Here is a 16,798-nt window from a genome sequence, read left to right on the forward strand (position 1 = left end):
AAAAAGCAGCGCTTACTTGCGGTCCGCAATTACCCCGATCAGCACCAGCACCACCAACAGCACCGGCGCCAGGCTGTAGTTGTTGAACTGGCTGAGGCCGCGCACTACCCAAGGCGTGGCATAGATCAGCGCCGCGCCGCTGCCCACGGCGCACAGAAGGGCGATGAGCGGGATGCGCAGAGCGCCTGTGATGCCGCTGATTCGCTGTTCCAGCCAGCCTTTGATGTCCGAGCCGAACAGCACCAGCAGACAGCCCACCAGCGCGAGCGCGATTTCCGAGAGATTGCTGCGGCTCCAGCGCGAGACGGTGGCGAGCAAATCGAGTACGAAATCCATGCAGGGTCCTTAGATCAGAAAGTATTGCAGCAGGTCGTTGAGGAACAGCTGGCCTTGTGGCGTGGCGATCAGGCGTGTCGGGTCCTGGTGCAGCAACCCCTTTTGTTCAGCCTGTCGACGCGCCTCGGCCAGCGAATCGAGGCTTAGACCGGTTCTTTCGCGAAATAACGCAGCGTCCACACCATTTGTCAGTCGCAGTGCGTTCATCAGGAATTCGAACGGCAATTCATCCAGCGGCAACAGCTTGGAACCGGCCTGAAACGGCTTGTCCGGGTTCAGGTAATCCTTGGGCAGCCGGGTTTTCCAGGTGCGCATGATGCGCCCGTCCGGGTGGCTCAGCTTGCCGTGTGCACCTGCGCCGATGCCGATGAAATCACCGAACGCCCAATAGTTGAGGTTATGCCGCGCCGGTTTTCCGGGCTGTGCATAAGCCGACACTTCGTATTGCGCGTAGCCATGAGTGGCCAGCAACTGCTGTCCGGTTTCCTGAATGTCCCAAAGAATGTCGTCTTCGGGCAGCACCGGTGGCTGATTCCAGAACACCGTGTTGGGCTCCAGGGTCAGTTGATACCAGGACAGGTGGGTCGGCGCGAGGGCAATGGCCTGGCGCAGATCGGCCAGCGCCTCGTCCTGGGACTGATCCGGCAGGCCGTGCATCAGGTCCAGGTTGAAGTTGTCGAAACCGGCCTGACGCGCCATATCGGCGGCACGAATTGCTTCGTCGCCGTTGTGAATGCGGCCCAGCGCCTTGAGTTTGGATTCCTGAAAGCTCTGAATGCCGATCGACAGTCGATTGATGCCCAGGCCGCGATAGGCGCTGAACTTGACCTGCTCGAAGGTGCCCGGGTTGGCTTCCAGCGTGATCTCGATATCGCTGGCAAAGCGGATGCGCTGTTCGACGCCCTGCAGCAGGCGCCCCAGCGCATCGGCGCTGAACAGGCTCGGCGTACCGCCACCAAAGAAGATCGATTGCAGCTCGCGGCCGTAGACGTGCGGCAGGTCCAGGTCCAGGTCGGCGAGCAGGGCGTCGACGTATTCCTGTTCCGGCAGCACCGGGCTGGCAGTGTGCGAGTTGAAGTCGCAGTACGGGCATTTGCGCACGCACCACGGAATATGGATGTACAGCGACAACGGCGGCAGGTGCGGCAGTGCAGGGCGCGGGCTCTCTGACGAGAAGCCGCTCTCGCCGAGAAACAGCGGCTGCGCAGGCGAATCGTGGGTCATTGCAGACCCAGGCGTTGCCGCAACAGGACCATCGCGCGGGCGCGGTGGCTGAGCTGGTTCTTCTCGGTCGGGCCCAGTTCGGCACTCGAGCAGTTGCGCTCCGGCACCCAGAATAGCGGGTCATAGCCGAAGCCGTGTTCACCGCTGGCGGCGTGCAGGATGCGCCCGTGCCACAGCCCTTCACAGAGGATCGGCAATGGATCGTCGGCGTGGCGCACCAGCGCCAATACGCAGACGAACTGTGCACCACGCTGGTCGTCCGGCACGTCTTTGAGCGCTTCCAGCAGCTTGGCGTTGTTGGCGGCATCGCCCTGGCCATCGGCGTAGCGTGCGGAATAGATACCCGGCGCACCGCCGAGAAAGTCCACCGCCAGCCCTGAGTCGTCGGCCAGCGCAGGCAGACCGGACAGACGCGCGGCGTTGCGTGCCTTGAGGATTGCATTCTCGACGAATGACAGGCCGGTTTCTTCCGGCTCCACCAGACTGAACTCGCTGACCGAGCGCAGCGTTACACTGCCGCCGAGCATGGCTTGGAGTTCCTTGAGTTTGCCGCCATTGTGGCTGGCCAGTACGAGTTGTGTGAGGTTCATGGTTGGCCTGTCGTGGTGCTTGGAAACGGTCGGTTAAACGGCAATCCTGTGGTCCGTCAGCCCAGGGCTGGTGACGCGGTAGATGCCGATCTCGCCGAGCAGATTGGGCCAGAGTTTGCTGGCCCAGCCATGACGATGCTGCTGATCGACCGCCAGCCTGTCGAGCACCTGCGCATCGCGCTCGCGGCACAGCTCTTCGAAGTCGCCGAAGGTGCAGAAGTGAATGTTCGGCGTGTTGTACCAGGTATACGGCAGGAATTCGGACACCGGCATGCGGCCCTTGCTCGCCAGGTACCAGCGGCAGCGCCAGTGACCGAAGTTCGGGAAGGTGATGATGCACTGGCGACCGACGCGCAGCATCTCGTCGAGGATTCGGTCCGGGTAATGTACCGCTTGCAGGGCCTGGGTCATGACCACGACGTCGAAGCTGTTGCTGGCAAAGTTGCCCAGCCCCTTGTCGAGGTCCTGCTCGATGACGTTGATGCCCTTGGCGACACACTCGGCAATGTTGGCGGCGTCGTTTTCCAGCCCGTAGCCGGTGACCTGCTTGTGGTCACGCAGCCAGGTCAGCAATTCGCCGTCGCCACAACCCAGGTCGAGCACGCGGCTGCCCGCGGGAATCCATTCCTGAATGATTTCCAGATCGGCTCTCATGGCGTCCTCACAACGAAATTCGGTTCATGTAATTACCGAAAGCCTGCAAGTAGCGCGGAATCGGGATCAGAAAGGCGTCGTGGCCTTGAGGTGCGTCGATTTCCAGGTAGCAGACGTCCTTGCGCGCGGCCATCAGCGCGTCCACCAGTTCCCGCGAGCGGGCTGGCGAGAAGCGCCAGTCGGTGGTGAACGACATCACGCAGAATTTGGCGGTGGCGTTGGCGAATGTCTTGGCCAGGTCGTCGTTGAAGTTCGCCGCAGGGTCGAAGTAATCCAGTGCCTTGGTCATCAACAGGTAGGTATTGGCGTCGAAACGCCCGGAAAATTCTTCACCCTGATAACGCAGGTAGCTCTCGACCTGAAACTCGACGCTGTGGAAGTCGTAGTTGAGTTTTTCGCTCTTCAGGCCACGGCCGAATTTCTCGCCCATCGAGTCATCCGACAGGTAGGTGATGTGCCCGACCATCCGCGCCAGCATCAGGCCGCGTTTGGGAATCACTCCGCGTTCCTGGAACGAACCACCGTGGAATTCGGGGTCGGTGAGAATAGCCTGACGCGCCACCTCGTTGAACGCGATGTTCTGTGCCGACAGCTTGGGGGCAGAGGCGATCGCCAGGCAATGGCGCACGCGATCCGGGTAGCTGATGGTCCATTGCAGCGCCTGCATGCCGCCCAGGCTGCCGCCAATCACCGCAGCCCAGGTGTCGATACCCAGCAGATCCGCCAGCCGGGCCTGACTGTTGACCCAGTCTTCTACGGTCACCACCGGGAAATTGGCACCGAACGGCTTGCCGGTGTCCGGGTCAATGCTGCTCGGCCCGGTGGAGCCATTGCAGCCGCCCAGATTGTTAAGGCTGACGACGAAGAACTTGTTGGTGTCGATAGGCTTGCCGGGACCGATACAGCTGTCCCACCAACCGGGTTTGCGGTCATCGGCACTGTGGAAGCCTGCGGCATGGTGATGCCCGGACAGCGCATGACAGATCAGCACGGCATTGCTGCGTGCGGCGTTGAGTTGACCGTAGGTTTCGTAAATCAGGTCATAGGCTGGCAACGAACGACCACAGGCCAGCGCCAGAGGCTCGCTGAAATGCGCCGTTTGCGGTGTGACCAGTCCGACAGAATCGTGAGGGAATACCGTGGGCATCGACCCTGCTCTCGCATAAATGAGGCGTAAGTCTAAAGACCGCGGGGTGCAGCGGCAATAAGGGATATTGTGAGACGTAAATCAACGGCACGATAGTTACGAGGTGATCGTTCCTCACGCTCCAGCGCGGGAATGCCTAGGGTGACGCTCCGCGTCACAGATCTGCGCCGTGCCGCATGCTCCGGATAGGACGCGGAGCGTCCAGAACGGCATGCCCACGCGGAGCATGGGCACGATAGGCGTTCTTTCGAACGTCACGCTCCAGCGCGGGAACCTCTAGCGCGGGAACAAGAGTGCTTACATCAACAGCCGCAGCACATCCGGCATGCCGCTCATGGCGGCGAGGTTGTTGATGACCAGCATGTCCAGCAGCTTGAGCACCAGGAATGCGAGGATCGGCGAGATGTCCAGGCCGCCCAGGTTCGGGACGATCCTGCGGAACGGTGCCAGTGCCGGTTCGCAGATCTGGTTGACCAGTTCCGCGCCAGGGTTGTGGCTGCCCGGTGCGACCCACGACAGAATCACGCTGATGATCAGGGCAAAGAAGAAGATCTTCAGGAACAGTGCGGTCACGCCGATGATCGACCACAGCAGCAGGTGCAGCGGGTCGCCCGTGGTGCCGAACATCAGCAGCAGGGTCAGGGCCATCAGGATCATCTGCACGATGATCGCCAGCACCAGCGACGACATGTCCAGCCCGAACAGGCTGGGGATGATGCGTCGCAGCGGCTTGAGCAGCGGCTGGGTGGCGCGCACGATGAACTGGCACAGCGGGTTGTAGAAGTTGGCCCGTACCAGTTGCAGGACAAAGCGCAACAGCACGATCAGCAGGTAAAGACTGCCAAGCGTCTGCAGGACGTAAATTGCAGCGGTGTTCAATCCGATCATCGATCTGCTCCAGAAAACCCGAAAATTATTTGCCCAGTTGTTCAGCCAGCTCGGCTGCACGATGGTCTGCGGCGGTCAGTGCCGTTTCCACCAGTGCCTCGAATCCGCCCGCCTGAAATGCCTTGATGGCCGCCTCGGTGGTCCCGCCCGGCGATGTAACGCGACGACGCAGCTCGCCAGCGCCTGCATCACTGCCAGTCGCGATCAAGGCCGAGCCCAGCGCTGTCTGCAGGGTCAGCTTTTTAGCAATGTCCTCCGGCAGACCCAGTTTCACGCCTGCCGCAGTCATCGCTTCCATCATCAGAAAGAAATACGCCGGGCCACTGCCGGACACTGCCGTGACAGCGTCCATGTGTTTTTCCTGCTCGACCCAGACCGCGATGCCGACTGCGGCCAGCAACGCCTCGGCCTGCTCACGCTGCTCTGGCGTGACGTTGTCGGTCGCGTACAACCCGCTGGCACCCTGACGCAGCAGTGAGGGCGTATTGGGCATGCAGCGCACCACCGGCTGCTCGCCCAGCCACTGCGTCAGGCTGGCGCAGGTGATGCCGGCCGCGACCGAAACAATCAGCTGGTGAGGTTCGAGACTGGGCTTCAAGGCCTGGCAGACGTTTTTCATCATCTGCGGCTTGACCGCCAGTACCACCACGTCGGCGCCATTGATCGCGTCGGCGTTGTCGGCGAATACCTGGATGCCGTGATCGTTGGCGATGCGCTCGCGGGTTTCGGCACCCGGCGCACTGGCACTGATCAGTGCCGCCTCCACGCCCTGGGCGCGCAGGCCGCCGATCAGGCTGGCGGCCATGTTTCCGGCACCAACGAAGGCAATACGGGTCTTGCTCATGAAGGGGTCCTTGTGAAGAGGTTATGGCTGGCCATAGTCGCGGGCGCCAAAAAGAGCGGTGCCGATGCGCACCCAGGTCGCGCCTTGTGCAACGGCGGCTTCCAGGTCGTGGCTCATGCCCATGGAAAGTGTGTCGAGCGGCAGGTGCAATTGCTCCTGCAGCGTGCGCACTGCGGCGAAGGATGCGTTCTGCGCCGCAGGATCGTCTGTAGGCTCGGGGATGGCCATCAGGCCGCGCAACCTGAGTCGCGGCAGGGCGCTGATGGCTGCGGCCAGCGCAGGCAGGTCCTGAGGCGTACAGCCCGATTTGCTGGCTTCGCCACTGACGTTCACCTGAATGCAGATGTTCAGCGGTTCAAGCGCTTCGGGGCGTTGCTCGGACAGGCGTTGAGCGATTTTCAGGCGGTCCACGGAATGTACCCAGTCGAAGTTCTCGGCGATAGCTCGCGTCTTGTTCGATTGAATGGGGCCAATAAAGTGCCAGCACAAGGGCAGGTCGCTCAGTTCGAGCTGTTTGCCCAGTGCTTCCTGTAAATAATTTTCGCCAAAATCGCGCAAACCTGCGGTGTAAGCTTCACGCAGGTCACTGGCGGGCTTGGTTTTACTCACCGCCAGCAGGCCGACGGACGCTGGATCGCGCTCAGCAGCAAGCGCTGCGTCGCGAATTCGCTGTTCGAGCGTTGAAATGTTCGCTGCTATCGTGGACATTGATTTGCGCCAGCAGGGCTAAAGTCTGCGGCATTCTATGTGATTGAGGAGCTGTATGGATATTACCGAGCTGCTGGCCTTCAGTGCCAAACAGGGCGCGTCGGATTTGCACCTCTCTGCAGGTCTGCCGCCAATGATCCGCGTCGACGGCGATGTACGGCGTATCAACCTGCCTCCGCTGGACGCGAAGGAGGTCAAGGCGCTGATCTACGACATCATGAACGACAAGCAACGCCAGGACTTCGAAGAACGGCTGGAAACCGACTTTTCCTTCGAAGTGCCGGGCGTGGCGCGGTTTCGGGTCAACGCTTTCAACCAGAACCGCGGTGCTGGCGCGGTCTTCCGGACCATCCCTTCGAAAATCCTGAGCATGGAAGACTTGGGCATGGGCAGTGTGTTTCGGAAGATTACCGACGTGGCGCGTGGCCTGATTCTGGTCACCGGTCCGACCGGCTCAGGCAAGTCGACCACCCTGGCGGCGATGATCGACTACCTGAATAACAACAAGCATCACCACATTCTGACCATCGAGGACCCGATCGAATTCGTCCACGAGTCGAAGAAGTGCCTGGTCAACCAGCGCGAGGTGCACCGCGACACACTGGGCTTCTCGGAGGCGCTGCGCTCGGCGTTGCGTGAAGACCCGGACGTGATTCTGGTCGGGGAGATGCGTGACCTGGAGACCATCCGCCTGGCGCTGACCGCGGCTGAAACCGGCCACCTGGTATTCGGCACGCTGCACACCACATCAGCAGCCAAGACCATCGACCGGATCGTCGATGTGTTTCCGGCTCAGGAAAAATCGATGATTCGCTCGATGCTCTCCGAATCGCTGCACGCCGTGGTTTCGCAGGCGTTGCTCAAGAAGGTCGGCGGCGGACGCGTGGCGGCGCACGAAATCATGATGGGCACCCCGGCGATCCGTAACCTGATCCGCGAGGACAAGGTGGCGCAGATGTATTCGTCGATCCAGACGGGCGGCTCGATGGGCATGCAGACGCTGGACATGTGCCTGGCCGATCTGGTGAAGAAGGGGCTGATCACCCGTGAAAGCGCGCGCGAACGTGCCAAGGTGCCGGATAACTTCTGATCGCAGGGAGGCTGCAGGAACGAAAAAGGGGTCTTGAAAGCGTTCAAGACCCCTTTTTTTCAGATGCGGCTTGCGGACCGCGGATTCACATCAGGATCAGCGCTGAACCACACGCATCTGTCCGGGTTGCTTGGGCAGCACGCGCTTGGCGATCTTGTAGTGACTGTTCCAATACGGTTTGTTCAGCGTATCGACAGTTACGGCCTTGCCACGGCGCGGCGCATGAACGAACTTGTTGTCGCCCAGGTAAATGGCGACGTGGTTGATGTTGCGGCTCTTGATATTGAAGAACAGCAGGTCACCGGGTTTCAGATCCTTGCGATCCACCGTCTGACCATGACCCTGGGCCATGGCATTGGAGGTGCGTGGCAGGTCGACCTCACGGACATCCGTGTAGGCGTATTTGACCAGTCCGCTGCAGTCCAGGCCTTTGCCGGGCGTGGTGCCGCCCCAGCGATAAGGCGTGCCCACAGCCTGCAAGGCGCGTTTTACAACGGCGCTGCCTTGCTTGGCAGGGGCAGAAGCCTGCAAGGCCGCGATTTTTTTGGCGTTCTTGCGTGAAAGCGGCTTCTGGACGGCGCTGGTAGCGCCGTACTGAGTTCGGGTGGTGGTGGCTTCCTTGGGTGCATTGCGAGTCGCGAGTGCCGGTGAAGAGTGGCTTTTGGCGGTGTAGCCCGTGAAGCTCGCAGGAAGTTGTTGCTCACGATTGGTGGCGTGGGCGGCCAGTGGCATAAATAGGCAAATGGTTAGCCATGTCTTGAAAAAAGGACGCATTCGGCAGGGCTCATGGTGGTCAGCGCGCAACTTTATAACAGCTTTTTCAAAAAAACTGACCCCATTTGTCGAGCGCATCACAGTGGCATCATTGCGTTTTATGCGACAGACTCTTTCTTTTTTCGGGCTAATCCCTTTAGCGACAAGGGCTTGGCGGCATTAAACCGCCTCATGTGCCATACGTCGGAATAGGGAAACCAAGTCACAATTTTGTTATGTATTTTTTTCTATCAGCGCAAAGAGGGCAAAAATGAACGCCTATCGTTCAGACACACACAGCAAGGTCATGGGTTACCTGATGTGGATTTTCGGCTTCCTGGGAGCGCATCGCTTCTACTACGGCAAACCGGTCACCGGGACCATCTGGTTCTTCACGTTCGGTCTGCTTGGCATTGGCTGGCTGATCGACCTGTTCCTGATCCCGTCGATGGACCGTGACGCCGACCTGCGCTTTACCCCCGGCTCCACCGACTATAGCGTGGCGTGGGTGCTGCTGACCTTCCTCGGCCTGTTCGGCGTGCACCGCATGTACCAGGGCAAGTGGATTACCGGGATTATCTACCTGTTTACCGGCGGGCTGTTTCTGGTGGGCATCCTCTATGACTTCTGGACATTGAATGACCAGATCTCGATGAAGAACGCCCGACGCGGGTAAAGCTTGGGCAGAGGGGCTGACGCAGAGCGTCGCCCGGCTCGCTCCCACAATGATGCAACGAGGAACGTGGGAGCGAGAGCCCGGAGCGGGCTCAACGGCTGTAGCTGATCCGTCCATCCACCAGTGTGTAGCGTACCGAACCGGGCAGGCAGTGACCGATGAAGGGGCAGTTTTCGCCTTTTGACAGCCAGGTCTCGCCGGCAACCGTCGAGGCGGCAGGGTCGAACAGGACGATGTCGGCGGGTGCCCCTGCGCTCAGCTTGCCGGCTGGCAGGCGCAGCGCGGCGGCAGGGCCGCTGCTCAGGCGGGCGATCAGGGTCGGCAGGTCCAGAAGACCGTCATCCACCAGGGTCATGGCCAGTGGCAGCAACAGTTCGACGCTGCTGATGCCCGGCTCCGTAGCGCCAAACGGCGCCAGCTTGGCATCGCGTTCGTGCGGCTGGTGATGGCTGGAAATCGCCTGAATGACACCGCTCTTCACCGCTTCACGCAGACCATCGCGGTCAGCGCGGGTGCGCAGCGGCGGCTGGACGTGATAGAGGCTGGAGAAGTCGATCAGCGCCTCGTCAGTCAGAATCAACTGATACAACGCCACATCCGCCGTCACCGGCAGACCACGCGCCTGTGCCTGGGCGATCAGCGCCGCGCCACGGGCACTGGTCAGTTGGCTGAAGTGCGCACGTACACCGCTCTGTTCGACCAGCAACAGGTCGCGAGCCATCGCTACGGTTTCGGCCGTCTCGGGAATGCCCGCCAGACCCAGGAAACTGGCCGTCGGACCATCGTGTGCCAGACCGCCTTCGGCCAGATCACGATCCTGCGAGTTGAAAATCACCGTCAGGTCGAAGGTCGCCGCATATTCCAGTGCCCGGCACAGCGTGCGGGTGTTGCTGAAGCTGCTCAGACCATTGCCGAAGGCCACGCAACCTGCGTCGCGCAGGGCGATCAGTTCTGCCAGCTGTTCGCCTTCCAGGCCCTTGCTCAGCGCCCCGATGGGGAACACCTTGCTGAACCCGGCCTCACGGGCGCGGTCGAGGATCAGCTCGGCCACTGCCGAGGTGTCGAGCACCGGTTTGGTACGTGGCGGGCAGCACAGGCTGGTCACGCCGCCTGCCACCGCTGCGCGGGTTTCGCTGGCGATGCTGCCCTTGCGACTGTAGCCAGGTTCGCGCAAGGACACATTGAGGTCGACCAGGCCCGGTGCTGCGACCAGCCCGGTAGCGTCGATGGTCTGAGTGGGCTCGAAACCCGCCGGGGCCGAACCGATGGCGCTGAGTTTGCCTGCTTCAAGGTGCAGGTCAGTGATTTGATCCAGCCCGCTGACCGGGTCGATGACGCGAGCGCCGAGGATGCTGAGCTTCACTGGGCGTTCTCCTGTTCGAATTGGCGTTGTGCGTTTTGTCCGCTCATGGCCATGGACAGCACCGCCATGCGGATCGCGATACCGTAAGTCACTTGATTGAGAATCACCGAATGCGCGCCGTCGGCCACTGCCGATTCGATTTCCACGCCGCGGTTGATCGGGCCGGGGTGCATGACAATCGCATCCGGCTTCGCAGCCGCCAGGCGCGCGGTGGTCAGGCCGAACAGGCGGTAGAACTCGCCTTCGCTGGGCAGCAGGCCGCCGGTCATGCGTTCACGCTGCAGACGCAGCATGATGACCACGTCCACGTCCTTCAAACCTTCGTTGAGGTCGGTGTAGACCTTGACCCCGTATTGCTCGACGCCTACCGGCAGCAGGGTTTTCGGCCCGATCACGCGTATATCCGGGCAGCCCAGCGCCTTGAGCGCAAGCATATTGGAGCGTGCGACCCGTGAATGCAGGATGTCACCGACGATGGCCACCGACAGGTTCTCGAAACCGCCCTTGTGACGGCGGATGGTCAGCATGTCAAGCATGCCCTGGGTCGGGTGGGCATGGCGTCCGTCGCCGCCGTTGATGATCGCGACGTCCGGGCATACGTGCTCGGCAATGAAGTGCGCCGCACCCGAGTCGGCGTGGCGCACGACGAACATGTCGGCGGCCATCGCTTCGAGGTTGCGCAAGGTGTCGAACAGCGTTTCCCCCTTGCTGGTGGACGAGGTCGAGACGTTCAGCGTGATCACGTCGGCTGACAGGCGCTGGGCTGCCAGCTCAAAGGTGGTGCGGGTGCGCGTGGAGTTCTCGAAGAACACGTTGCACACCGTCTTGCCGCGCAACAACGGGACTTTCTTGACCGCCCGGGCGCCGACTTCAAGGAACGAGTCGGCCGTGTCGAGAATTTCGGTAAGCAGCTCGCGGGGCAAGCCGTCCAGAGACAGGAAATGGCGCAGCTGGCCCAAGTGGTTGAGCTGCAGCGGGCGCTTGGCGTCGAGAGGCGTCATCGCAATGGACTCTTAAAGGGCGGTGGAGAGGTCTTGAAGTTCGAGCGCCAGCGGCTCGGGGCCGGACAGCTTGATGCGTTCATTCGGTGCCAGCGACAGGGTGGCGCCGACCACGTTCGGACGCACCGGCAGTTCACCGGCGTCCAGGTCCAGCAGGCAGACCAGCGTGACACTGGCCGGGCGGCCGTAATCGAACAGTTCGTTGAGCGCGGCGCGGACGGTGCGGCCGCTCATCAGCACGTCATCGATCAGCACCAGGTGCTGGCCTTCGATCTCGAACGGCAGTTCAGAAGGGCGCACCTGAGGGTGCAGGCCGTTCTGGCTGAAATCATCGCGATAGAACGAAACGTCCAGCGTGCCCAGCGGAGCGGGGTTGTTCAGTGCCTTGAGCAGCGTCTGGGCAACCCAGACACCGCCAGTGCGGATGCCGATGAAACGAGGGTCGCTGATGCCGCGCTTGCTCAGGTGAGCGTTCAGGTCAGTGGCCATCTGACGAATCAGTTCGGCGGGATCGGGCAGGCTCATGGTTGCTCCTTTGAGGCTCGGGCAGCGTCCTTTCCTGACTGTGTAAAAACTACTGCGCTTGGCAATACTGCGTTAAAAACAGGCGAAAAATGCTCATTCAGAACACCTAAACTCCGCTTTTTTTTGCCTTGTCTTGCCTTCGCTCGTGACGTTTTTACACAGTCTGGTCCGTGGCGCGATGCTCAAGCGATAACGTGGAATCCGGGTATCTCGAAGCGATAAAGGCAGAAAAAGTCACACATTCAACAGTTCGGGGTGCTCGTCCAGCCAGCCTTGCAGCAATAGCGCAGCGGCAATGGCATCCACCGGATTGTCGCGATAGCTGCCCTTCTGGCCGCCGCGCGCCATGCGCTCGCCCTTGGCTTCGAAGGTGGTCAGGCGTTCATCATGGGTGTAGACCGTTACACCAAAGCGTCCGTTGAGCTTGCGCGAGAATTTTTCCGCGCGCGCGCTCATGTCGCTGGGCGTGCCGTCCATGTTCAACGGCAGACCCACCACGATCGCATCAGGTTTCCACTCGTTGATCAGCGCCTGGACCTTGTCCCAGTCCGGCACGCCATTCTGCGCCTTGAGCGTGCAGAGTTCACGTGCCTGGCCGGTAATCGCCTGGCCGACCGCAACGCCGATCTGTTTGGTGCCGTAATCAATGCCCAGCAGCAGCCGTAAGGCGGCCATCAAGCGTGCCCTGCCTGGGTCGAGATCAGGTTGAGATTGATGCCCAGACGTCTGGCGGCGGCGTCCAGACGCTGCTCGCTGTCCACATCGAACAGGATGGCCGGGTCGAACGAACAGGTCAGCCAGGCATTGTCGGCCATTTCAGCATCCAGTTGACCGGCATCCCATCCCGCATAACCCAGGGTGATCACATTTTGATCAGGTCCGTAGCCATCGGCGATGGAGAACAGCACATCCTGAGAAGTCGACAAGGAAATTCCGCCCGGAAGATTGACCGTCGCCTGAAAGGTCTGGCCGCTGGGATGCAGGACAAAGCCGCGATCGGTCTGCACCGGCCCGCCGGTATGAATGACGATGTCCTGGCAGTGTCTCGGTGCCGGAAGCTCCGGTCGCAGTTGTTCGAGTACATCGGCCAGGGTCAGGCTTTGCGGGCGGTTGATCACCAGCCCCATGGCGCCATTGGCGTTGTGCTCGACAATGTAGGTCAAGGTCTGAGCAAAGTTCTCATCGTGCATGTGAGGCATGGCGATGAGGAACTGATGCTTGAGATAACTCGGAGAGACTTTTTTCATGAGCCCTAGTTTGGCGTTGCCTTGCGCGGCTGACAACTGACACGTGTGGGTGTCGAGCGTCAGCGGGCAAAAAGTTCAGTTGCTTGACAGCTTGTCTCCGCGTGCAAATTTCCAGGTGCGGATGATCTCCAGTCGATCGATATCCGCCAGATCGCCGGTGAACGGCGCAAAAGGCGCCGCCAGACGCACGATTCGCTGTGCGGCCTGATCCAGCAAAGGCTGCCCTGAAGATTCAAGCACCAGCACTTCATACAACGAGCCGTCCCGATTGATTGACACAAGAAGTCGTAAATTACCGTAGATCTGCTTGCGTCGTGCTTCCTCAGGATAGTTCAGGTTTCCGACCCGCTCGACCTTCTTGCGCCAGTCATCCTTGTACCAGGCGCCTTTGTCGCGCATGGTCGACGCCGCATTGAGGCGGTGGATCTTCGGGCGCTTGGCGTAAAGCTGCTGTTCGGTCGACAGTTCGGCTTCCAGGCTGGCGATTTCGTTGCTCAGTTCCGAGCTGTCGAAGGTCGGTGCAGCCTTGGTGGCGGGCTCGGGCTTGACCTCATCGCGTTTGGCAACGGTTTTCTGCTGGCTGGGCGCGGTAGTCGCGACGGCGGTCTTCGGCGCTTCCTGTTTGACCACCGGCTTGCTGGCCGGGGGCGGCGTGACCTTGTTGACCTTGGTGTCCTGATAGGGCGCCAGTTCAGTGGTCTTGAGCGTTTCGGCCTTGTCCAGGGTGCCGCTGCCCTGCTGATCGTCTTGCGCCAGAAAGTCAGCCTGCTTGGGCTTTTCTTCGCTTTTGAAGGTGGCCAGGGTGATTTCCAGCGTCTGCGAGATCTGCTCCGGCTTTACATAGGTGAACCCCACGCCAAGGATCACCGCGAGGTGAATCAGCGCCGCGATCATCATGGTAAAGCCCAGGCGATCGGCAGGACGCACACCGGCGTTGGCGAGTTCCAGGGGGAGGTCGTTTTTGGCCATGGATGTCATTGGCGGTTCAGCATCTCGTCAGCCTGCATGTCAAAATCCGTGTCGTGTTACAGGTGGCGCATGATAACGCAATGTGCCGCGCCGCTCTGCTGCGGATCGGACGAAGGGAATCGATCTGACGCCGTGGCGCACGGTGTTGACCGTGGCCGGCGGCGTCAGTGGCTGATCAGCCCTTGCGTGCTTGCAGCTTCTTCTCGATCGCGTCCATCAGCAGGCCACCAATGTTGGTGCCGAAGGCGTTGTCGATCTCGCGGATGCAGGTCGGGCTGGTGACGTTGATTTCGGTCAGGTGCTCACCGATCACGTCGAGGCCGACGAACAGCAGGCCTTTTTCACGCAGGGTCGGGCCGATCTGTTCGGCGATCCAGCGGTCCTTGTCGCTCAACGGACGGGCCTCGCCACGCCCGCCTGCCGCCAGGTTGCCACGCGTTTCGCCGGCTGCCGGGATGCGCGCCAGGCAATACGGGACCGGTTCGCCATCGACCATCAGAATGCGTTTGTCGCCGTCCTTGATGGCGGGCAGGTAGCCCTGCGCCATGATTTGCTGCGTGCCGTGGGCGGTCAGGGTTTCGAGGATCACTGACAGGTTCGGATCGCCCGCACGATGGCGGAAGATCGACGCACCGCCCATGCCGTCCAGCGGCTTGAGGATCACGTCGCCGTGCTGTTCGGCGAATTCACGGATGATGTCCGCGCGGCGGCTGACCAGTGTCGGCGGTGTGCACTGCGGGAACAGCGTGGCGAACAGCTTCTCGTTGCAGTCACGCAGGCTCTGCGGCTTGTTGACCACCAGGACGCCGGCACGCTCGGCCTGCTCCAGCAGGTAGGTGGCGTAGACGAACTCCATGTCGAACGGCGGATCCTTGCGCATCAGGATCACGTCCAGATCGTCAAGACCTGCGTCGACTTCGGCTTCGAACTCGAACCACTTGGCCGGATCGGCAAACACCTTGAGCGGCTTCATGCGTGCACGGGCCTGGCCGGCGTTCTGATACAGGTCTTTCTGTTCCATATAGAACAGTGACCAGCCGCGTTCCTGGGCGGCAAGCAGCATGGCCAGCGAGCTGTCCTTTTTATAGGAAATGCGCTCAATGGGGTCCATGACAATCCCTAGGCGAACGCTCATGGGCAATATCCTCTGATCGGTAAGGGCCGCAACGGCCGTAAAATTGGCATCAGGGTGGCGCTCCGATTGCTCCCGGTCAAGGGGCAGGCCTGCCGCGATGCGCCAAGGTGCACTTTATGGATTGCGTCTGGAGAGTGTGCTAAAAAGGCTCGGCATCCGGTCTTCGGTCCCAGTGGATCAACGAAGCGATACCGTCAGGCTCCCAGTGCCTCGCAGAATGCGCAAAAATTCGCTGCGGCGATGGAAGAGCAGCTATGGAACAACACGCCTCCGCCCTGAAAGTCATGGTCATCGATGATTCGAAGACCATCCGCCGCACCGCCGAAACACTGCTCAAGAACGCAGGCTGTGAAGTCATCACTGCGATAGACGGTTTCGACGCGCTGGCCAAGATTGCCGATAACCACCCGCGAATCATATTCGTCGATATCATGATGCCGCGTCTGGACGGTTATCAGACCTGCGCGCTGATCAAGAACAACCGGGCATTCAAGTCGACGCCGGTCATCATGCTGTCCTCCAAGGACGGCCTGTTCGACAAGGCCAAGGGGCGGATTGTCGGTTCCGATCAGTTTTTGACCAAGCCTTTCAGCAAGGAAGAACTGCTCAGCGCGATCAAGGCTCATGTGCCGGGCTTCGTTGCAGCAGAACAACACATACCATGACGCCCGCGCCTGATGTAGCGCGCTCGTAATCTGACGGGGAACACCCATGGCTCGAATATTGATCGTCGATGACTCGCCGACTGAAATGTACAAACTCACCGGCATGCTGGAAAAGCACGGTCATGAAGTGCTCAAGGCCGAAAACGGAGCTGATGGCGTGGCCCTGGCCCGTCAGGAAAAGCCCGATGCCGTGCTGATGGACATCGTCATGCCGGGGCTCAACGGCTTTCAGGCCACGCGTCAGCTGACCAAGGATGCCGACACCAGCATGATCCCGGTGATCATGATTACCACCAAGGATCAGGAGACCGACAAGGTCTGGGGCAAACGTCAGGGCGCACGCGATTACCTGACCAAGCCGGTGGACGAAGAAACCCTGATGAAAACCCTGAATGCGGTGCTGGCCGGCTGATTGCCGGAATCGCCATGGCCGAGCCGCGCACCGCTTTTGAACTGCTTCTGGATATGGATCGACGCTGTCGTTCGCTGGCGGCGGGCCTGCCGCTGCAGGAAGCCCATCAGCAGGACTGGGTCGGTATCGGCTTTCGCATGGGCGAGCAACGGTTTGTAGCGCCGATCGGCGAGATCGCCGAAATCCTTCACGAACCCCATCATGCGGTAATGCCCGGTGTGAAGTTCTGGGTGGCGGGTATCGCCAACCTGCGCGGTCGCTTGTTGCCACTCATGGATCTGTGCGGGTTTTTCGGCCACGAACTGGTGCCGGTGCGCAAACAGCGACGGGTGCTGGTGGTCGAGCACCATGATGTATTTGCCGGTCTGCTGGTCGATGAGGTGTTCGGCATGCAACGTTTCAGTCAGTTGAGCCTCATACCCCAGACCCCGCAGGACATGGATCAGCGTATGGTGCCGTTCCTGCGCGGACAGTTTATCCGCGAACAGGCGTGGCAGATCTTCAGCCCGTGGGCGCTGGTGCAGTCTGCGGAGTTCATGGACCTGGCTTCCTAGCATGTCGGGCCTGGTGT

General features: G+C 60.8%; 21 protein-coding genes. 5 read left to right on the forward strand and 16 right to left on the reverse strand.

Features of this window, described 5'->3' with window-relative positions; all coding sequences use genetic code 11:
* Positions 1-12: 12 nt before the first annotated feature.
* From BLR16_RS14345 to BLR16_RS14385, 8 genes are all read right to left on the reverse strand, one after another.
* Positions 13-336: a DUF3392 domain-containing protein gene (locus BLR16_RS14345; RefSeq protein WP_002551720.1), complete on the reverse strand. Its 324-nt coding sequence runs from the start codon at positions 334-336 to the stop codon at positions 13-15.
* 9 nt (positions 337-345) lie between these two features.
* On the reverse strand, positions 346-1,560 hold the full coding sequence (gene hemW / locus BLR16_RS14350; protein ID WP_003366127.1) for a radical SAM family heme chaperone HemW: 1,215 nt from the start codon (positions 1,558-1,560) through the stop codon (positions 346-348).
* Positions 1,557-2,150, reverse strand: a complete 594-nt coding sequence (gene rdgB, locus BLR16_RS14355) for an RdgB/HAM1 family non-canonical purine NTP pyrophosphatase (protein WP_003366128.1) — start codon at positions 2,148-2,150, stop codon at positions 1,557-1,559. Before rdgB ends, hemW begins: the two co-directional genes overlap by 4 nt.
* Positions 2,151-2,183: 33 nt before the next feature.
* On the reverse strand, positions 2,184-2,804 hold the full coding sequence (metW, locus tag BLR16_RS14360) for a methionine biosynthesis protein MetW (protein ID WP_003316724.1): 621 nt from the start codon (positions 2,802-2,804) through the stop codon (positions 2,184-2,186).
* A gap of 7 nt (positions 2,805-2,811) precedes the next feature.
* Positions 2,812-3,951 (reverse strand): homoserine O-succinyltransferase MetX, encoded by a 1,140-nt coding sequence (locus tag BLR16_RS14365; protein WP_003432070.1) that lies wholly within the window; start codon positions 3,949-3,951, stop codon positions 2,812-2,814.
* 297 nt (positions 3,952-4,248) lie between these two features.
* Positions 4,249-4,839 carry a YggT family protein gene (locus BLR16_RS14375; RefSeq protein ID WP_003366132.1) on the reverse strand — a complete coding sequence of 197 codons (591 nt, stop codon included), beginning with the start codon at positions 4,837-4,839 and terminating at the stop codon, positions 4,249-4,251.
* Positions 4,840-4,864: 25 nt separating this feature from the next.
* Complete coding sequence (gene proC / locus BLR16_RS14380; protein WP_003366134.1) at positions 4,865-5,683, reverse strand: pyrroline-5-carboxylate reductase; 819 nt, start codon at positions 5,681-5,683, stop codon at positions 4,865-4,867.
* 21 nt (positions 5,684-5,704) lie between these two features.
* A complete protein-coding gene (locus BLR16_RS14385; protein ID WP_003366136.1) occupies positions 5,705-6,391 on the reverse strand; it encodes a YggS family pyridoxal phosphate-dependent enzyme in 687 nt (228 codons plus the stop codon).
* 55 nt (positions 6,392-6,446) lie between these two features.
* Here BLR16_RS14385 and BLR16_RS14390 point away from each other — a divergent pair, with 55 nt between their 5' ends.
* Complete coding sequence (locus BLR16_RS14390) at positions 6,447-7,481, forward strand: type IV pilus twitching motility protein PilT (protein ID WP_003366137.1); 1,035 nt, start codon at positions 6,447-6,449, stop codon at positions 7,479-7,481.
* Between the two features lie 96 nt (positions 7,482-7,577).
* Here BLR16_RS14390 and BLR16_RS14395 read toward each other — a convergent pair whose 3' ends face one another.
* The gene (locus BLR16_RS14395; protein WP_003432065.1) at positions 7,578-8,255 is read right to left on the reverse strand and encodes a C40 family peptidase; all 678 of its coding nucleotides are present in this window, start codon (positions 8,253-8,255) and stop codon (positions 7,578-7,580) included.
* A gap of 250 nt (positions 8,256-8,505) precedes the next feature.
* On the opposite strand from BLR16_RS14395, the gene BLR16_RS14400 reads away from it, so the two are divergent.
* On the forward strand, positions 8,506-8,910 hold the full coding sequence (locus BLR16_RS14400; RefSeq protein WP_074806724.1) for an NINE protein: 405 nt from the start codon (positions 8,506-8,508) through the stop codon (positions 8,908-8,910).
* Between the two features lie 91 nt (positions 8,911-9,001).
* Here BLR16_RS14400 and BLR16_RS14405 read toward each other — a convergent pair whose 3' ends face one another.
* From BLR16_RS14405 to gshB, 7 genes are all read right to left on the reverse strand, one after another.
* A complete protein-coding gene (locus BLR16_RS14405; protein WP_060708578.1) occupies positions 9,002-10,273 on the reverse strand; it encodes a dihydroorotase in 1,272 nt (423 codons plus the stop codon).
* Positions 10,270-11,274, reverse strand: coding sequence for an aspartate carbamoyltransferase catalytic subunit (locus BLR16_RS14410; protein WP_003366142.1), 1,005 nt, complete (start codon positions 11,272-11,274; stop codon positions 10,270-10,272). The genes BLR16_RS14405 and BLR16_RS14410 overlap by 4 nt, the downstream gene beginning before the upstream one ends.
* A 12-nt stretch (positions 11,275-11,286) precedes the next feature.
* Positions 11,287-11,799: a bifunctional pyr operon transcriptional regulator/uracil phosphoribosyltransferase PyrR gene (gene pyrR / locus BLR16_RS14415; RefSeq protein ID WP_044308684.1), complete on the reverse strand. Its 513-nt coding sequence runs from the start codon at positions 11,797-11,799 to the stop codon at positions 11,287-11,289.
* 234 nt (positions 11,800-12,033) lie between these two features.
* Positions 12,034-12,474 carry a Holliday junction resolvase RuvX gene (gene ruvX, locus BLR16_RS14420; RefSeq protein WP_002551734.1) on the reverse strand — a complete coding sequence of 147 codons (441 nt, stop codon included), beginning with the start codon at positions 12,472-12,474 and terminating at the stop codon, positions 12,034-12,036.
* Positions 12,474-13,046, reverse strand: a complete 573-nt coding sequence (locus BLR16_RS14425) for a YqgE/AlgH family protein (RefSeq protein ID WP_003366147.1) — start codon at positions 13,044-13,046, stop codon at positions 12,474-12,476. The genes ruvX and BLR16_RS14425 overlap by 1 nt, the downstream gene beginning before the upstream one ends.
* A 75-nt stretch (positions 13,047-13,121) precedes the next feature.
* Positions 13,122-14,024: an energy transducer TonB gene (locus BLR16_RS14430; protein WP_032609252.1), complete on the reverse strand. Its 903-nt coding sequence runs from the start codon at positions 14,022-14,024 to the stop codon at positions 13,122-13,124.
* Positions 14,025-14,190: 166 nt separating this feature from the next.
* Complete coding sequence (gene gshB / locus BLR16_RS14435; protein ID WP_003316740.1) at positions 14,191-15,150, reverse strand: glutathione synthase; 960 nt, start codon at positions 15,148-15,150, stop codon at positions 14,191-14,193.
* A 254-nt stretch (positions 15,151-15,404) separates the two neighbouring features.
* On the opposite strand from gshB, the gene pilG reads away from it, so the two are divergent.
* From pilG to BLR16_RS14450, 3 genes are read left to right on the forward strand one after another with little or no spacing between them, the layout of a single operon-like run.
* A complete protein-coding gene (gene pilG / locus BLR16_RS14440) occupies positions 15,405-15,815 on the forward strand; it encodes a twitching motility response regulator PilG (RefSeq protein WP_003366149.1) in 411 nt (136 codons plus the stop codon).
* A gap of 46 nt (positions 15,816-15,861) precedes the next feature.
* Positions 15,862-16,227, forward strand: a complete 366-nt coding sequence (pilH, locus tag BLR16_RS14445) for a twitching motility response regulator PilH (protein WP_003316741.1) — start codon at positions 15,862-15,864, stop codon at positions 16,225-16,227.
* Positions 16,228-16,241: 14 nt separating this feature from the next.
* Positions 16,242-16,781, forward strand: a complete 540-nt coding sequence (locus tag BLR16_RS14450) for a chemotaxis protein CheW (RefSeq protein WP_003432055.1) — start codon at positions 16,242-16,244, stop codon at positions 16,779-16,781.
* The last annotated feature ends 17 nt before the right edge of the window (positions 16,782-16,798 follow it).

It is taken from the genome of Pseudomonas sp. BS3767 (genome assembly GCF_900099665.1).
Lineage (GTDB): Bacteria > Pseudomonadota > Gammaproteobacteria > Pseudomonadales > Pseudomonadaceae > Aquipseudomonas > Aquipseudomonas cerasi.

What these genes read in the sequence shown, in the direction of transcription:
- BLR16_RS14425 (WP_003366147.1), bottom strand. Translation starts at nt 13,046, where the DNA reads ATGAAAAAAGTCTCTCCGAGTTATCTCAAGCATCAGTTCCTCATCGCC.
- BLR16_RS14430 (WP_032609252.1), bottom strand. Translation starts at nt 14,024, where the DNA reads ATGACATCCATGGCCAAAAACGACCTCCCCCTGGAACTCGCCAACGCC.
- hemW (WP_003366127.1), bottom strand. Translation starts at nt 1,560, where the DNA reads ATGACCCACGATTCGCCTGCGCAGCCGCTGTTTCTCGGCGAGAGCGGC.
- proC (WP_003366134.1), bottom strand. Translation starts at nt 5,683, where the DNA reads ATGAGCAAGACCCGTATTGCCTTCGTTGGTGCCGGAAACATGGCCGCC.
- BLR16_RS14390 (WP_003366137.1), top strand. Translation starts at nt 6,447, where the DNA reads ATGGATATTACCGAGCTGCTGGCCTTCAGTGCCAAACAGGGCGCGTCG.
- gshB (WP_003316740.1), bottom strand. Translation starts at nt 15,150, where the DNA reads ATGAGCGTTCGCCTAGGGATTGTCATGGACCCCATTGAGCGCATTTCC.
- BLR16_RS14450 (WP_003432055.1), top strand. Translation starts at nt 16,242, where the DNA reads ATGGCCGAGCCGCGCACCGCTTTTGAACTGCTTCTGGATATGGATCGA.
- BLR16_RS14375 (WP_003366132.1), bottom strand. Translation starts at nt 4,839, where the DNA reads ATGATCGGATTGAACACCGCTGCAATTTACGTCCTGCAGACGCTTGGC.
- metW (WP_003316724.1), bottom strand. Translation starts at nt 2,804, where the DNA reads ATGAGAGCCGATCTGGAAATCATTCAGGAATGGATTCCCGCGGGCAGC.
- pilH (WP_003316741.1), top strand. Translation starts at nt 15,862, where the DNA reads ATGGCTCGAATATTGATCGTCGATGACTCGCCGACTGAAATGTACAAA.
- BLR16_RS14410 (WP_003366142.1), bottom strand. Translation starts at nt 11,274, where the DNA reads ATGACGCCTCTCGACGCCAAGCGCCCGCTGCAGCTCAACCACTTGGGC.
- BLR16_RS14400 (WP_074806724.1), top strand. Translation starts at nt 8,506, where the DNA reads ATGAACGCCTATCGTTCAGACACACACAGCAAGGTCATGGGTTACCTG.
- ruvX (WP_002551734.1), bottom strand. Translation starts at nt 12,474, where the DNA reads ATGGCCGCCTTACGGCTGCTGCTGGGCATTGATTACGGCACCAAACAG.
- pyrR (WP_044308684.1), bottom strand. Translation starts at nt 11,799, where the DNA reads ATGAGCCTGCCCGATCCCGCCGAACTGATTCGTCAGATGGCCACTGAC.
- pilG (WP_003366149.1), top strand. Translation starts at nt 15,405, where the DNA reads ATGGAACAACACGCCTCCGCCCTGAAAGTCATGGTCATCGATGATTCG.
- BLR16_RS14345 (WP_002551720.1), bottom strand. Translation starts at nt 336, where the DNA reads ATGGATTTCGTACTCGATTTGCTCGCCACCGTCTCGCGCTGGAGCCGC.
- rdgB (WP_003366128.1), bottom strand. Translation starts at nt 2,150, where the DNA reads ATGAACCTCACACAACTCGTACTGGCCAGCCACAATGGCGGCAAACTC.
- BLR16_RS14385 (WP_003366136.1), bottom strand. Translation starts at nt 6,391, where the DNA reads ATGTCCACGATAGCAGCGAACATTTCAACGCTCGAACAGCGAATTCGC.
- BLR16_RS14395 (WP_003432065.1), bottom strand. Translation starts at nt 8,255, where the DNA reads ATGCGTCCTTTTTTCAAGACATGGCTAACCATTTGCCTATTTATGCCA.
- BLR16_RS14365 (WP_003432070.1), bottom strand. Translation starts at nt 3,951, where the DNA reads ATGCCCACGGTATTCCCTCACGATTCTGTCGGACTGGTCACACCGCAA.